This window comes from Verticiella alkaliphila, from assembly GCF_018904615.1.
GTDB classification, from domain to species: Bacteria; Pseudomonadota; Gammaproteobacteria; order Burkholderiales; family Burkholderiaceae_B; genus Verticiella; species Verticiella alkaliphila.
The window spans coordinates 242,633-256,429 of sequence record NZ_JADCNH010000001.1 but is presented as its reverse complement, the minus strand read 5'-3'; the positions used below and the strand labels follow the sequence as shown (position 1 = coordinate 256,429).

The 13,797-nt window shown below is 69.3% G+C and carries 13 protein-coding genes, 2 tRNA genes and 1 pseudogene; 3 read left to right on the top strand and 13 right to left on the bottom strand.

What is annotated here, in order from left to right; translation table 11 throughout:
* Window positions 1-50 precede the first annotated feature (50 nt).
* The 7 genes from IMZ29_RS01430 to IMZ29_RS01400 all read right to left on the bottom strand — a co-directional run bounded on the left by IMZ29_RS01430 (window position 51) and on the right by IMZ29_RS01400 (window position 6,546).
* A complete protein-coding gene (locus IMZ29_RS01430) occupies window positions 51-1,136 on the bottom strand; it encodes a porin (RefSeq protein WP_216179500.1) in 1,086 nt (361 codons plus the stop codon).
* On the bottom strand, window positions 1,136-2,290 hold the full coding sequence (locus IMZ29_RS01425; RefSeq protein ID WP_216179498.1) for an acetyltransferase domain-containing protein: 1,155 nt from the start codon (window positions 2,288-2,290) through the stop codon (window positions 1,136-1,138). The genes IMZ29_RS01430 and IMZ29_RS01425 overlap by 1 nt, the downstream gene beginning before the upstream one ends.
* Before the next feature lie 111 nt (window positions 2,291-2,401).
* Entirely contained in the window at window positions 2,402-2,962 is a 561-nt protein-coding gene (locus IMZ29_RS01420) for a restriction endonuclease (RefSeq protein WP_253206629.1), read from the bottom strand.
* Window positions 2,963-3,024: 62 nt separating this feature from the next.
* Entirely contained in the window at window positions 3,025-3,783 is a 759-nt protein-coding gene (locus IMZ29_RS01415) for a SagB/ThcOx family dehydrogenase (protein WP_216179494.1), read from the bottom strand.
* 4 nt (window positions 3,784-3,787) lie between these two features.
* Window positions 3,788-5,083, bottom strand: coding sequence for a YcaO-like family protein (locus tag IMZ29_RS01410; RefSeq protein WP_371820059.1), 1,296 nt, complete (start codon window positions 5,081-5,083; stop codon window positions 3,788-3,790).
* Window positions 5,056-5,667: a hypothetical protein gene (locus IMZ29_RS01405; RefSeq protein ID WP_216179492.1), complete on the bottom strand. Its 612-nt coding sequence runs from the start codon at window positions 5,665-5,667 to the stop codon at window positions 5,056-5,058. Before IMZ29_RS01405 ends, IMZ29_RS01410 begins: the two co-directional genes overlap by 28 nt.
* Before the next feature lie 54 nt (window positions 5,668-5,721).
* Entirely contained in the window at window positions 5,722-6,546 is an 825-nt protein-coding gene (locus IMZ29_RS01400) for a TOMM precursor leader peptide-binding protein (RefSeq protein ID WP_216179490.1), read from the bottom strand.
* Window positions 6,547-6,588: 42 nt separating this feature from the next.
* On the opposite strand from IMZ29_RS01400, the gene IMZ29_RS01395 reads away from it, so the two are divergent.
* Window positions 6,589-7,203, top strand: a complete 615-nt coding sequence (locus IMZ29_RS01395) for a phosphatase PAP2 family protein (RefSeq protein WP_216179480.1) — start codon at window positions 6,589-6,591, stop codon at window positions 7,201-7,203.
* A gap of 3 nt (window positions 7,204-7,206) precedes the next feature.
* On the opposite strand, the gene alkB is transcribed toward IMZ29_RS01395, so the two are convergent.
* The gene (gene alkB / locus IMZ29_RS01390) at window positions 7,207-7,854 is read right to left on the bottom strand and encodes a DNA oxidative demethylase AlkB (RefSeq protein WP_216179478.1); all 648 of its coding nucleotides are present in this window, start codon (window positions 7,852-7,854) and stop codon (window positions 7,207-7,209) included.
* A gap of 211 nt (window positions 7,855-8,065) precedes the next feature.
* On the opposite strand from alkB, the pseudogene IMZ29_RS01385 reads away from it, so the two are divergent.
* Window positions 8,066-8,906: pseudogene (locus IMZ29_RS01385) on the top strand (sulfurtransferase).
* 6 nt (window positions 8,907-8,912) lie between these two features.
* Here the strand turns inward: IMZ29_RS01385 and IMZ29_RS01380 are convergent.
* Window positions 8,913-9,617 carry a glutathione S-transferase N-terminal domain-containing protein gene (locus IMZ29_RS01380; RefSeq protein WP_216179476.1) on the bottom strand — a complete coding sequence of 235 codons (705 nt, stop codon included), beginning with the start codon at window positions 9,615-9,617 and terminating at the stop codon, window positions 8,913-8,915.
* 191 nt (window positions 9,618-9,808) lie between these two features.
* Between IMZ29_RS01380 and IMZ29_RS01375 the strand changes: the two genes are divergently transcribed.
* Window positions 9,809-10,978, top strand: a complete 1,170-nt coding sequence (locus tag IMZ29_RS01375) for a DUF1176 domain-containing protein (protein ID WP_216179474.1) — start codon at window positions 9,809-9,811, stop codon at window positions 10,976-10,978.
* Here the strand turns inward: IMZ29_RS01375 and IMZ29_RS01370 are convergent.
* From IMZ29_RS01370 to IMZ29_RS01355, 4 genes are all read right to left on the bottom strand, one after another.
* The gene (locus tag IMZ29_RS01370) at window positions 10,879-11,247 is read right to left on the bottom strand and encodes a winged helix-turn-helix domain-containing protein (protein ID WP_216179465.1); all 369 of its coding nucleotides are present in this window, start codon (window positions 11,245-11,247) and stop codon (window positions 10,879-10,881) included. The two genes, IMZ29_RS01375 and IMZ29_RS01370, sit on opposite strands and share 100 nt — an antisense overlap.
* A gap of 264 nt (window positions 11,248-11,511) precedes the next feature.
* The gene (locus IMZ29_RS01365) at window positions 11,512-13,155 is read right to left on the bottom strand and encodes a methyl-accepting chemotaxis protein (RefSeq protein ID WP_216179463.1); all 1,644 of its coding nucleotides are present in this window, start codon (window positions 13,153-13,155) and stop codon (window positions 11,512-11,514) included.
* A 214-nt stretch (window positions 13,156-13,369) separates the two neighbouring features.
* Window positions 13,370-13,454, bottom strand: a tRNA-Leu gene (locus IMZ29_RS01360).
* Window positions 13,455-13,666: 212 nt separating this feature from the next.
* Window positions 13,667-13,751: transfer RNA gene (locus tag IMZ29_RS01355), tRNA-Leu, on the bottom strand.
* Window positions 13,752-13,797 lie beyond the last annotated feature (46 nt).

The window sequence follows — 13,797 nt, the reverse complement described above, 5'->3', positions numbered from 1 at the left end:
GCGCTTCGCGCGCCGGTTTGTGCAGACTGCCGCTGCGGCACAGCCGCCGCTCAGAACCGGTGACGCCAGCCGATGGCCGCCTGGGTGGCATGCCAGCCGGCGTCCCACCAGCTGCCGCGCGCATGTGACACCACGCCATATACCCCGGTGCGCGCGGACAGGGGGTAGGCGTAGCCTGCCGAGACGACGTGCTGACGATGCGTGGCATCGCGGCGTGCCAGGCTGCCGGTGCCGCGCGGCAGGCTGGCCTGCCACGACGTCATGATGCGCCCGGGCCCAAGCGCCATGTCTGCACCGAGCATCAGGCCGAGCACCGTGCTGCCGGGAAACTGTGCGTATTGGCCCGGCGAGGGCGCCTCTGGCACCAGTGCGCCGTGTCTCAACCAGGCGGCTGCTGCCGTGATCGTGGCGGTCTTGCCTGTCCATCGGGTGGCCAGCGTCACCGCCGAGGGCGATGCCGCGTCGCCAGCGGCGCGCATGGCGAGCTCATTGGCCGTCCCCGTCTGCCAGGTGGCTCGCTCGCCTGTGAGTGCCGCGGCCCAGGGGCCGGCCGTGGCGGTCAAGGCTGCGCTCCAGACGCGTGCACCCGCCTGCGCTCCGTCGTCGCGCGCCGCACGGCTGTAGCCCACGCTGGCCTGCCATGGGGCGGACGCCGGCGTGCTCAGCACCAGCGCGTTGTCCAGCCGATGGGTGGCGTAGGAGAGCAGTGCGGTCTGGGCGCCGGCCATCAGGTATGACGCTTGGAATGGATCGAAGGCGCTCAGCGCACCGGATGCTGGCGACGCCTGCCGGCCCAGACGGAACTCGCCAGCTGGTGCGGACAACCCCATCCAGGCTGCCCGGCCGAAGGCCCTGCCGCCTTGTGCGGCGCGTCCCGTGCCCGCGACGAATCCGCCTTCCAGCTGGAGATTCGCGCGCACGCCGCTGCCCAGCGCATGCTGTGCGCGCAGGCCCCAGCGCGAGCCCGACTGCGTGCCGCTCGCCAGGCTCACGGTGCGGGGCGTGTCGGTGGCACGCTCGAGCGCTACGCCGACGTCGACGACACCATAGAGCGTGACTGCGTCTTGGGCGGCTGCGCCGGCCGGGAGCAGGACGCACAGGGCGAAAGCCTTGAGCGGCCCGAGGGTGCGGCGCATCACAGGTATTTCAGCCAGGTGATGTCGCGCCGGCGTGCCTTGAGGGCGGCAAACGCGCGCACGGGTGGGTAGAGCGCGACAGCCAGCAACAGGGTGCAAAGCCAGATGCCGGCCATCGACGAGAAGCCGAAGTACGTGCCCTGGTTCAGGCCCCAGATCGCCACCGCGCCGAGATAGAGCAGCTTGAGCACGTAGAGATGGAGCAGGTAGAAGAACATGGGCGCGCCGCCGTAGCCGCGCAAGGCGTGGAGCCAGCGCGCCTGCGCGGGCGCGCGTTCGAGCAGCGCGAGCAGCCACAGCCCCAGGCCGAGCGTGACGAGCAGGAAGAAGAGCGAGGGCGGGTACTTGGTGATGTTCAGAAAGCTCATCACGCTCTGCAGCGCGGTGTCGCCCGGCGTCCAGGGCTGCGCCTGGCCGTAGGCGTTGAACCCGCGCAGCACGCCGAAGGTCAGGAGCGATGCGGCACCCAGGGCCAGCAGGCGGCGTTGCCGCGCGAGGGCGTTCGTGCCGGCGCCGAACCACGGGCCGATCGCGTAGCCGAGTGCGATCACGCCGATCCATGGCAGCCACGGATAGGAGGTGCGCAGCCGGAGCGTGTCGCTCACCTCGATCCAGCCGCGGTCGTGCAGGATCGCCCACGGCACGTGCAGCGCTGAGCCGGGCGCGACGTGTACGGCGTCCAGCAGATTGTGGCCGGCCACCAGCGCGATCCCGATCAACGCGAGCACCGGACGCGGCAGCCAGATCAGGGCGGCAAGCGCGATCATGCTGAGCCCGATGACCCAGATCACCTGCAGATAGACGACAGTCGGGGGAAACTGGAATGTCCAGGCGAAGTTCACCAGCGTGACTTCGAGCACCACGAGGAAGAATCCTCGCGTGAGCAGGAAGCGGCTCGTATCGCTTCGGCTCGTCTTCTGACCATACAGCCAGGCAGACAGACCCGTCAGAAAAATGAAGACTGGCGCGCAGACGTGCGCCGCCAGCCGGCTGAAGAAGAGTTCCGGGGACGTGCTTGCCACGTCCATCGGATCGCCGACTTGGTAGTGCAGGTAGAAGGTTTCGCGCACGTGGTCGAGCAGCATGATGAGCATGACCAGACCGCGCAGCGCGTCAATGCTGACAAGGCGGGACGAGGGGGGTGGGGATGACATGGCCGAGCGCCGGATGAAAACGCAGTATTGTAATGTAATAACATTGCAATTCTGCGACGCAATGCCGCCGCCCGTCGCAGCGCTTCGCGCTCGTCGCTGCGCCGGGCGGGTTCAGTGCAACCAGCGCATGAGCCTGGCCATCTCCGGTGCGGTGAGGAACTGGATCCGGTGCTCGCGCGCGTATGCCGCTGCCTGGTCGGTGATGTCGCCAATCGTGACGAAGATGCCTTCGTGGGCGCCTTCGGCGTCACACGCGGCGGCCAGCTCGCGTAGCGCCGGCACGCCCACCTGCGTCGCCTTCCAACGGCGTGCACTCACCAGGGCAACCCGGCCACTTCGGATCAGGGAGAAGTCCACGGGACCGTTCGGCACACGGGTCACACCGCAACCATCCTCGCGAAACCCGCGGGCCATCTCGTCGCCGAAGGTCTTCCAGCTCATCCCGCGCACGGCGTCCGTGACCGCCTGCACCCGGGCATCCGAGGGATGATGACGCCGCTTCCACCCCGAAATGCCAGCGATGACGACGAAAGGCACGGCAGCAAAGAGCAGAAAGACCGACAGCGCCGGCTGGGGCACGACCTTGGCAAAGAGCAGCAGCACGCCCGCCACCAGAGCGCTCATCCACCACGGCGAGCGCAACAGCACGGCGAACACGGAGTTCTGGGCCATCTTGAACTTCACAGCGATTCTCCCGGGTCGGACAAGGGGCGCCAGTATAGGCGAGGGGCGGGTCAGCCCGGCGCCGGGCCGAAAGCGGCCGCCAGGGCGAGGCCGTGCGTGGCAGGGGCCAACCCGCAGAGCGCGAGGAGCGCGCCGTCCTCGAACGAGGCCACCGGGACGCCGGCCAGCCCCTGGCGGGTGGCTTCCAGCGTGACCGCCGCCAGCGCCGTGCCAGTCTCGATGAGGACGAAGCGCCCGCCGCGCTCGCCGTATTTGGCGAGCGTGCCTTGCGCCTGCACAACGAAGAAGAGCACGAGCGCCGGCGGCCCGGCCCAGTCCACGCCCAGCGACGCGGCGAGCGCCTGCCAGGGCGGCAGCGCGCCAAGCGGCACCAGCCCATGATGCTCCGGATCGTACCAGGCGAGCTTGCCCTGGAGCGCCGGTGCGTCGGCCACGTTCAGCACGGCCGCATAGGTCAGCACCGGATACTTGGCGCCGCCGGAGGGCAGCAGCCGGCCACGCTCGCCGGGCGTGATCGCGGCCCGGCTCGCGAGGGGGGACAGCAGATTGCCCAGCCCGGCGGCGGTGAGCGGTGTTGCGCCGAAGCGGCGTTCGCTATGGCGCTCGCGCCACAGCGCGGTGAGCGGCGAATCCGGTGCTGGCAGCCGTTGGGCGGCAGTCCCGTAGAGAGGGCGAGGCGGTGGCGCGGCCTGCATGGCGTCCATACTGATGGCCTCGGCCAGTCGCAGGGCGCGCGCGGGCGTGAGGCTGCTGTTGTCCCAGAACAGCCGAAAGGCTGGGGCGGGATCTTCCGGTGGCAAGTCAGTCATGCGGTCAGCCCAGCGGATGCGGCAGCGGGTTGGGAAACGGCGTGCGGGCCACAGCACCCGGGTAGCGCCAGCCTGCCTGCGCGCAGCTGCCGCCGAGAAAGGGCGCGCGTTCATCCGCATGCAGACTCGCCAGGCGCGGGGCGATGACGCGCATTACGCGCAGCCCGGTCTCGGCCACGTCAGGCGGGGTGAGTTCGCGATAGTAGAGATCGATGCCGGCGCTCGCCAGGTGCTGGACGAGTGCGTGCAGCTGCGGCGCAGGGCCGTCATGGACCGCGGCAGCGTGCGCGGGCAGGTGAGCCGGCGTGCGATGTCGGATCAGGGGCGTCTCGCCCCAGAGGTCCGGCCGCATCGTGTAGAAGGCTGCATGCTCCTCGAATCGCCGCAGTGCCGCGGGTGTGGTGGGCAACGCGCTGGCCCGCGTGCGGCGCAGGTGGCCGGCAAAGGCGATCGATTGCCGCCACTCCGCCATGGCCTTGTCCAGCGCGTGTGCCGGATCGGCTCGGCAGGCCACACCCAGGCCATGCCGCATCGCGCCTTCCTGCGGGAGGCCGCCCGCCACGGCGATGACCGGGTGTGGGTTCCAGGCCTGGGTGAGGTCGAAGGCATGCAGATGGCCGCCACGCGCGGCGACGGCGTCGGCCCACGCGGCGGGCAGCGGCACTTCGCGTCCGCCCAGGCCGTGCAACCAAGTCACCGTGAGCGCGTCGCGTTCGAGCACCTCTTCGGCCGCCCGCAGCAGCGCAAGCCAGGGGCCGCCCGCGGCGTCCCGATGGGCGGCCAGGCCGCTGGACGTGGACGGCATGCGGGGCTCGCCTTGGCGCGGCCCGAGGCCTACCCATTCCTGCGCCGCCCAGAAGCCGGCGTTGTCCCGCAGACGATAGACCTGGGCGAAGCCATCGGCGGGGTCGGCCGCACTTGGCCAGGGAAAGTCTGGCTGGGCACGTTGCGCGGGCGTGAAGAACGTGTCCAGGCCGTCGGCCACGATGGCGTCTCGCGGGATGGCCGCGCGCGGCGTCACGGCAAAGCGGGCATGGGCGGCGGCGATCCGTTCGAGCGCTTCAGCGAGTGCGCCAGTGCGGGCGTCGGCCTTGGTGATGCCGACAGCGCCGCTCACCGTTTGCCACGGTTGCGCCGGATCCGCCGGCACGGCCGCGTTCGCCAGCCCCGGCAGGTCGCTGGGCGGCATGGGCACGTCGTGCACGGCCGGCACCAGGCCGCTGCGCGGATGTGCCGCGCGATCGAGCAGTGCCGTCGACAGCGCGGGCGCGATCAGAACAGGCCCATCACGCTCAGCCACAGCACCACTTCGATGACGAGCAGGATCGACATGCCGACAGTGAGGATGGCTGCGCGGATCAGCCCGTCGCGCGCCGGCAGACGATGGCTTTCATAGACTTTGGCGAACACGATGAAAGGCACGACCAGCGCGAGCAACGCGCCGATGCCGCCACTCAGCACGCCAAAGGCAATGGCGCACAGAATGGTCAGCGGAAACATGAAGAAGCCGAGCAGGCGTTGCTGCCTGGGTGTCATGCCGGACGCCGGCGCGGAGAGGGGATGCCCGGTGCCGGCGCCGGTGACGGGCGACGAGGCTGCCGACGGGGCGTCAACGCCTATGTCGACGTCCGTGTCCACCTGGGCAGGGACTGCAGCGCCGGCCGGTTCGGTCTTGCCAAGGCGCCCGGCAGCCCCGTCGCTTGCGTCGTCATCCACGGCGTGGAGCCCGCGTACGCCTGCCAGCATCTGCGCAGGGACCACCGTGCCCACGATCGCCGAGACGATGCAGCAGCTGCTGCAGGTCGTGGAGGTGGAGCCGCCGCCGGCGGCCGCCAGCGTTACATCACGGGCTCGTGTATCGAACGCGTCGGGGAGTCGGTACATGGACACTGGGCGCTGGCTGCGAAGCCGCCATGATAGCGCGTGGGCGGTGCGCGTTCAGCGAGGTGCGACCCAAGGTAGCGCCACGCTGCCGTCTCCCGTTCCGCCCGAGGCATCGCCGCATACTGGGCACCACGGCAACCGGAACACCCGGGCGCGATCCGTGACGAGCGTGTCCAGGTTCAGGGTGACGCAGGTCTCGAGCAAGGCGATCCAGCCGGCATGGGGTGGTGCCGCGTCGCTGACACGACCGCGCGACAGCCGCTGACGAACCAGGCCGGCCGCAAGCCCCGCATCGGCACCGGCCAGCGGGCGTGGCGGTACGGGCGGATCCCCCCAGCGATGGCGGATGCGCGCGCCCAGGCAGGCGATGCAGGCTGTCTCGCCCGGCACCACGTACGGCCCGATGCACAGGGTGTGGTGATGGGAAAGATCCAGGAAGAGATGCGGACGGCGCAGCGCGTGCGCGGCGTAGGCGCGCAAGGCCTGTTGCCAGTCGCCCGTGCGGCGCACCACCAGATGGACATCGGCGTCTTCTGCGTCTGGCGTCCATGCGAGTCCAGGGAGGTCCGCCTGCAAGGCCGCGGCGAGGTCGGCGTCCGGCTCGTCCAGCCAGCGCACGCTCCAGGTCTGGGCCGGCGCGGCCGCCGCGTGAGGTATCAGGGCACCGAGCCGGCGCAGCTGGCGCACCGCGGCGGGCGCCATCGATTCCTCGACCTGGCCCTGCGTCCAGGCCTGGAGCAGAGCGGTGCGCTCAGTCGGCAGGACGGCCTCGTCGACCACATAGGTCTCGTCGGCTCCGCCCGTGACGAGCAGGAACTCGTCCTGGGTGAACAAGGCCCAGTGCGGGGAAGGGACGAGGGGGAGGGCAGCTTGGACCATGGCTGCCGCTATGATACCTGCCCACTCCCTGGCATCTCGACGATGACACGTCTCGCGGTCGAACCTGCCCCCTGGCGGCGCGCCCTTGTCTGGGTCGCGCTGATCGGCATCGTCTTCGTGGGCGGCTATCGCGCCACCAACGCGGCCGCTGCGGCGCACGCCGTGCCTGGCCCGCTGCTGCCCCTGGATGCGACCATCCCGTTCTGGGCGTGGACACTGATCCCGTATCTGAGCCTGAACCTGCTGGTGCCGGTGGCGTGTCTGTTGCAGCCCACGCGCGCGCGGCTCGATCGGCTGGCGCTGCGCCTGATGGCAGCCATCGCGCTGTGCCTTCTGGTCTTCTGGTGCTGGCCGACGGCACTCGCATCGCCGCGACCCGAAGTCGGCATGCCATGGGCGCCACTGTACGTCGCCTTGCGTGCCTTCGATGGCCCGCACAATCTCGTGCCGTCCCTGCATGTGGCGGTGGCGATGATCGTGTGGGCAGGCCTGCGCCGCCAAGTGCCAGCGGGCGCCTGGCGGTGGGCCTGGTCGGGTGTGTGCGGGCTCATCGTCGTGTCGACGCTCACGACCGGGCAGCACCACCTCGTGGATGTCTTGGCGGGGCTGGGCGTCGGGCTGGCCATGCTCGCGATCGTGCGCGATCCGCCCGGTTAACGCTCAGCCGGCCTTGCGAAACGTGAGGTTGATGCGGCGCTCGCCGACCAGCGGGTGGGCGTGGCCGCGCACTGGGGCCACCCCGTGAAAGCGCAACCGGTCAGGACCGCCCCAGACGACCACGTCGCCGTGCTCGAGCCGTATGCGCACCGACGGGTCCGTGCGGCGCAGCCCACCAAAGAGAAAGGTCGCGGTCATGCCGAGCGAGACGGACACGATGGGGGCATCGAGATCCTGCTCGTCGCGATCCTGATGCAGGCCCATGCGGGTGCCGGGGGCGTAATGATTGACGAGGCAGGCATCCGGCGCGAAGTGGGGAAAGCCCGCCGCCTCGGCGGCGCTGGCAGCGAGCGCCGTCAGCGCCGGCGGCATCGGCGGCCACGGCAGGCCGCTTTGCGGATCGATGCCGGTGTACCGATAGCCGCGGCGGTCCGACGCCCATCCGAGCGGGCCGCAGTTGGTGAGGGCAGCCGACATGGCGTGACCGCCCGGCGTGATCATGTGACGCGGTGGGGCGCAGCGCACCACGGTGTCGATGGCCGCGAGCACGTCCGCCACGCCCGTCAGGGCGAAGCCGCGCAGCACGACGGCGGCGGGGCCGATGGCCTCGCGCTCACCCGCGTTGTGATTGGCAAAGAGGTCGAAGCTCATGGGTCAGGCCGGCAGCAGAGAGGCCGCCAGCACGCAGCATAGCGCGTTGGCGGGTGATGCCAGGGTGAGGCCGGCCGTCACGTGACGCGGCGTGCCCACGCAAGGCGATCGGCGACGCGCAGGCCGGCACCCGCTTGGCCTCGCCGGCCAGGACATGGGAAGATCTGCTGTGACGTCCCGGCATCGCGGGACCGCTCTTGGGAGATTCACTGTGAAGACCACGCTCGTGCGCGTCGAGGAACTGGCTGCCGCGCCAGGGTGGCGCGTCGTCGACTGCCGCCATGACCTGACCGATCCGAACGCGGGGCGCGCCCAATACGACCAGGGCCACATCCCGGGCGCCGTGCATGCGCACCTCGACTCGGTGATGTCGGGCGCCAAGGATGGTCGCAACGGTCGACACCCCTTGCCGGATCGGCAGGCGCTGGCGGACTGGCTGGGCGCGCAAGGTATCGGGCCGCAGGACCAGGTCGTCGTCTACGACGCGTCAGGCGGGGCGATGGCGGCTCGCCTGTGGTGGCTGCTGCGCTGGCTCGGGCACGAGGCAGTGGCTGTCCTCGATGGGGGCTGGCAGGCGTGGGTGCAGGCGGGACTGCCGGTGAGCACCGATCTGCCCGCACCCGCGCCGACGACGTCCCGTGGGGGAAAGCCGGGTGCGCACGGTGACGACTCAGGATGTCGTGGGCAATCTCGCCACGGGCCGGCAACAGGTCGTCGATGCCCGGGCCGCGGGACGTTACGCCGGCATCGGCGAGACGCTGGATCCCAAAGGTGGGCACATTCCCGGAGCGATCAATCGCCCCTTTGCCGACAACCTCGCGGCCAATGGGCACTTCAAGCCCGCTGACAGCCTGCGCGCGGAGTGGGCGGCCGTCCTGCAGGGCAAGCCACCACGCGAGGTGATCGCGCAGTGCGGCTCCGGCGTGACGGCCTGCCACAACCTGCTGGCGCTGGAAGTGGCCGGCTTGGGTGGCGCTGCGCTGTATCCGGGCTCGTGGAGCGCCTGGTGCAGCGATGACAGCCGACCGGTGGCGACTGGCCCGACGCCGTGAGAGCGATCAGCCGCGCGGCGGGATGTTCAGGCCGCGCGTGACTGCCGGGCGGGCGATGAAGGTCTCCAGCACGCGTTTGACGTTGCCGAAATCGTCGAAGCCCACGAGCTCGCCCGCCTCGTAGAAGCCGATGAGATTGCGCACCCACGGGAAGACCGCGATGTCGGCGATGGTGTAGGTATCGGCCACCAGCCAGGCACGCCCATCCAGCTGCTTGTCGAGCACGCCCAGTAGGCGCCGCGCTTCCGCGACATAGCGGTCACGTGGGCGCTTGTCCTCGTATTCCTTGCCGGCGAACTTGGTGAAGAAGCCCAGCTGGCCGAACATCGGCCCCACGCCCCCCATCTGGAACATGAGCCACTGCAGCGTCTCGTAGCGCTGTGCGACGTCCTCGGGCAGGAACTGGCCGGTCTTGCTGGCCAGGTAGACCAGGATCGCGCCTGACTCGAAGAGGGCAAGCGGCTTGCCCCCGGGGCCGTCCGGATCGAGGATGGCCGGAATCTTGTTGTTCGGGCTCACCGATAGAAAGGCCGGCAGATGCTGCTGGTTGTCGTCGAAGCTCACGCGGTGCACTTCGTACGGCAACCCGGTCTCCTCCAGCAGGATCGACACTTTCACGCCATTGGGCGTGGGTAGTGAGTACAGCTGGAGACGGTCGGGGTGCGTGGGCGGCCATTGCTGGGTAACGGGAAACGAGGCGAGCGCGTTCATGGACTCATCCAGGAGAGGCGGGCAGTGGCTGTCGGGATGGCAGCCCGTCCGCCAGTGTGCCATCGAATCCCGTGTCTGGCAGGCCGTGGAAACGCTCTGTGACGCGCGCCGACCTCGGGTGCAGGATAATCCCCGCGTCCAGCATGGAGGAAGACGGAATGCAGCGGCGCGGCGGATTCAGGTCCATCGGAATGGGAGCGTGGATCGTTGTCGGCACGATCGGCGTGACGTCGGTCTCGGCTGGCGAGGCAGGCACGGTGGCATCGATGGCCTTGCCGCCGGCCCTGGTGGGCGCCGCGCCTGTCTATCGGCAATACCGCGACTGGCTGCTCGTGTGCGACAACGCCCTGCGGTGTGAAGTCAGTGCGATGGTGGAGGACGCCCAGCACGCGGTGCGGATCATGCGCGAGGCGGGGCCGCAGACGCCCGTCACCCTGCGGGTCGAAGCCATGGGGGCGCTCGACGCCGACCTTCTGCGGATCGACGACAGCCCCACGGTGCTGCAGACGCTGCCCTGGGAGGCGGGGGCGGACGACAATCACCACAGCGATCTGACCCTGACGGGCGAGGCAGCGCGCCGCGCGGTGGCGGAGCTGCGCGATGCACGTCAGCTGGACCTGGGCGACACCGCGGACGATCCGATCGTCTCGCTGATGGGCCTCACCGCGGCCTTGCAGGCGATGGACGAGGCGCAGGGGCGCCTGGATACCCCCGGCGCCCTGGTACGCACCGGCCCGCTACGCGAGTCACGCGTGCACGCACCCGCAGCCTTGCCTGTCGTCCCGGCCTATCCGATCGCCGCCGCGCCGGCGCCCGCCATGCTGGCATCGGCGGTACGAAAAACGCACGCCCAGGTGCTGGCTGATCGCTGCGAACAGCCGCTGCAGGGTCCGCGTGATAGCGCCCACGCGCTGGATGCCGACGTGGCCCTGGTGTTGCTGGAATGCCAACAAACGACCACGCAGCGTCGTTTTCTTGGCTTCATCGTGCCGCGCACCCAGCCTGAGCGTGCCCTTGGCCTCGTGTTGCCGGCGCCTGCCGGCAGCGGCGCCGTCACGGATGGTCCGCTCTTGACCTCCGCGTGGTTCGACCCTGACACGGGCACGCTCACCGTCGCTCACAAAGGCAGCGGCCTGGCCGATTGCGGCTACTTCGGGCAATGGCGCTTCGACGGCCAGGGGTTTGCCCTGGCCACCTACCTGGAGCAGCAGACCTGTACCGGGCTGCCGTACGCCTGGCCCGCGTGGTATCGCTCGTTGACTCAACCGCCAGCGTCGGCGTCGTCCGGTGCGAGCAGCGCGGCGAGGGCGGCGATGGGTCCTGCGGCGGCCTCGGCCGCCGCCGCTTCGATCGCCTGGTAGTGCGCAAGCACCTGCTCGCCCAGCGGTGTCAGGCGCGAGCCACCGCCCTGAGCGCCGCCGGTGGCACTCTCCACCGCCGGCCCGCGCAAAGCCTGGTTCATCGCATCCACGAGCTGCCAGGCCCGCCGGTACGACATTCCGAGTTCGCGAGCTGCGGCCGATAGCGAGCCCGTCTCAGCAATGGCTTGGAGCAGCGCGATCTTGCCGGGGCCGATGGCAATGTCGTCGCCACGGTACAGCCGCACGCGAAAGCGCACGCGCGCGCTCATCGCCGCGCCCGCCGAGCGTCGACGGCGCCACGGCGGGATGCGCAGATCCGGGACAGGGGCAGGCGTGGCAGATGCATGATCGTAAGGGTCAGCAAAGCAAGACCTCCACCCTAGCACGCGGATCCGGGGTACCCGTGTGCGGCTCGGGGTTTCCGCGCGAATGTGCCCGCAAAGTCTTCAAGCGCGTGCACCGGGGCCTTCGATGGGCAGCCATGAAAAAGCCCGCGTGAGCGGGCTTTTTCTCATCCGTCGAATGGCGTGAACTCAGGCGCCGGCCCCCGACAGGCGAGGGAGGCTGCCTGCCAGATGCGCTTCAGCATCGACGTTCGTCATGGGCCGGCGAGCAGGCGCCCCGCCGCGATCCTCATCCACGCGGAACACCGCGACAGCCGCTTCCAGCTGGCGCGCTTCGCCATGCAGGGCCGCTGCCGCCGCGTTGGAGGCTTCCACCAGCGCAGCATTCTGTTGCGTCATCTGGTCCAGGTTGGTCACGGCCAGATTCACCTGACCGATGCCGTCACGCTGCTCGCCCGACGCGGCACTGATCTCGCCGATGAGATCGGACACGCGGCGCACGCTCGCCACGATGTCATCCATGCTGCGCCCGGCTTCTTCCACCTGCTCGGAGCCCACCGCCACGCTCTGCGAGGAAGCGCCGATGAGCTGCTTGATCTCCTTGGCAGCCTCGGCGCTGCGCTGTGCGAGCGAACGCACTTCGCTCGCGACGACCGCGAACCCACGCCCCTGTTCGCCGGCGCGGGCGGCTTCGACCGCGGCATTCAAGGCGAGGATGTTAGTCTGGAAGGCGATGCTGTCGATCACGCCGATGATGTCGCTGATCCGCCCGCTGCTCTCGGTGATCTGCCGCATGCTCGTCACGACGCTGCCCACCACCTCGCCGCCGCGCGCCGCGGCCTGCGCAGCCGTGGCGGCGAGTTGGTTGGCCTGGCGGGCCGTCTCGGCAGACTGCGTGACCGTGGCGGTGAGCTCCTCCATGCTCGCGGCGGTCTCCTCCAGATTGGCCGCCGTCTCTTCGGTGCGCGAGGACAAGTGTTGGTTGCCCGCCGAGATCTGCGCGGATGCGGAGGACACCGAGGCGACGCCGTGGCGCACGTCGCGCACGACGTGGCGCAACTGACCCGCCATCTGCGAGAGCGCGCGCAGCAGCACGCCGAGTTCATCCTTGCGGGTGTCCTGGACGTTCACTGTCAGATCGCCCTGGGCGATGGTCTGGGCAACGTCGACAGCCTGGCGCAACGGACGGGTGATGGAGCGCACCATGAGTCCGGCCGCGCCGAAGGCCAGCAAGGCCAGTACGGCGGCCAACGCCGCGCCGGTGGCGAGCGTGCGTGCCTGATCGGCGGCGGCTTCCGCAATGGTCTCGTCGCGGGAGACGCGTTGCAGTTGAACGAAGCCATCGAGCGAGGCGAGGTAGGCGGTGCCGGCCGGGCGCAACGAGCTCTCCACGTGCCGCGCCACGCCGGTGGCGTCCCCCGCTTTGCGCAGGGCTTGCGCACGTCCGATCGATTCCAGCAGCGCCTTGCGACTCTCGACAATCCGATCGAGCTGGGCGCGCTCGCGCTCGCCCACCGGCATGGCCTGGATCACCTTTTGGAGTTCGCTGATCTTGGCGCTGGCCACCTGCCGGTCGGCCTCCAGCCGCTGGCTGAGCGCCTCGTCTGCGACGGCGACGCTCACGATGGCGCGATCCACGCCCAGCTCGGTGAGGCTGCTCCACTGCATGGCCACCATGATGCGTTCCTCGGCCGCACGCAGGCGCGCGGCCGCAGCGTCACCCACCGACACGACGTGCAGGATCAGGCCGATCGCGAGCACGCCCAGGGAGACGAGCAGCGCGATGACGAGCGTCCACAGCTTGGCCGCCATGGATAGGTTGTTCAGTTTCATGATTGGGTAGATAGAGTAGGGAAGGCCGATCAGCAGAGAAGATCTGCTGTCCCCGCTGCAGACGCCGGCGAGGCACGTTTGGCGGCGCGCAACGGCGCGTCGCACGCCTATAACGGCCAGTTTGGCGGCGACTTGAGCAGCGCCGCACATGATGAACGCAAAAAAGCCCGCTTGCGCGGGCTTCTCAGCAATCAGACCGAAGTCTGTCAATTCTTGGTGCCCAGAAGAGGACTCGAACCTCCACGCCTCTCAGCGCTAGTACCTGAAACTAGTGCGTCTACCAATTCCGCCATCTGGGCACTGGCGCAGCAAGCTGCGTCAGAAGCTGCGCATTATACACATAATTTTTAACGTGTGTGGGATTCGCGGCGCGTACGGCGCGGTTCGCCATTCGGCAAGGTGCGAAAAAGACATGGGCATGCGACACACATCTGCAACCCACTCGGCGCAGAATGCAAAAAAGCCCGCTTGCGCGGGCTTTTCAGCAATCAGACCGGAGTCTGTGAATTCGTGGTGCCCAGAAGAGGACTCGAACCTCCACGCCTCTCAGCGCTAGTACCTGAAACTAGTGCGTCTACCAATTCCGCCATCTGGGCCCTACCGGTGTCCAATGCTTTTAAGCGTTGGTCGCCGTAAAGAAAC

What these genes read in the sequence shown, in the direction of transcription:
- IMZ29_RS01430 (WP_216179500.1), bottom strand. Translation starts at nt 1,136, where the DNA reads ATGCGCCGCACCCTCGGGCCGCTCAAGGCTTTCGCCCTGTGCGTCCTG.
- IMZ29_RS01425 (WP_216179498.1), bottom strand. Translation starts at nt 2,290, where the DNA reads ATGTCATCCCCACCCCCCTCGTCCCGCCTTGTCAGCATTGACGCGCTG.
- IMZ29_RS01420 (WP_253206629.1), bottom strand. Translation starts at nt 2,962, where the DNA reads ATGGCCCAGAACTCCGTGTTCGCCGTGCTGTTGCGCTCGCCGTGGTGG.
- IMZ29_RS01415 (WP_216179494.1), bottom strand. Translation starts at nt 3,783, where the DNA reads ATGACTGACTTGCCACCGGAAGATCCCGCCCCAGCCTTTCGGCTGTTC.
- IMZ29_RS01405 (WP_216179492.1), bottom strand. Translation starts at nt 5,667, where the DNA reads ATGTACCGACTCCCCGACGCGTTCGATACACGAGCCCGTGATGTAACG.
- IMZ29_RS01400 (WP_216179490.1), bottom strand. Translation starts at nt 6,546, where the DNA reads ATGGTCCAAGCTGCCCTCCCCCTCGTCCCTTCCCCGCACTGGGCCTTG.
- IMZ29_RS01395 (WP_216179480.1), top strand. Translation starts at nt 6,589, where the DNA reads ATGACACGTCTCGCGGTCGAACCTGCCCCCTGGCGGCGCGCCCTTGTC.
- alkB (WP_216179478.1), bottom strand. Translation starts at nt 7,854, where the DNA reads ATGAGCTTCGACCTCTTTGCCAATCACAACGCGGGTGAGCGCGAGGCC.
- IMZ29_RS01380 (WP_216179476.1), bottom strand. Translation starts at nt 9,617, where the DNA reads ATGAACGCGCTCGCCTCGTTTCCCGTTACCCAGCAATGGCCGCCCACG.
- IMZ29_RS01375 (WP_216179474.1), top strand. Translation starts at nt 9,809, where the DNA reads ATGGGAGCGTGGATCGTTGTCGGCACGATCGGCGTGACGTCGGTCTCG.
- IMZ29_RS01370 (WP_216179465.1), bottom strand. Translation starts at nt 11,247, where the DNA reads ATGAGCGCGCGCGTGCGCTTTCGCGTGCGGCTGTACCGTGGCGACGAC.
- IMZ29_RS01365 (WP_216179463.1), bottom strand. Translation starts at nt 13,155, where the DNA reads ATGAAACTGAACAACCTATCCATGGCGGCCAAGCTGTGGACGCTCGTC.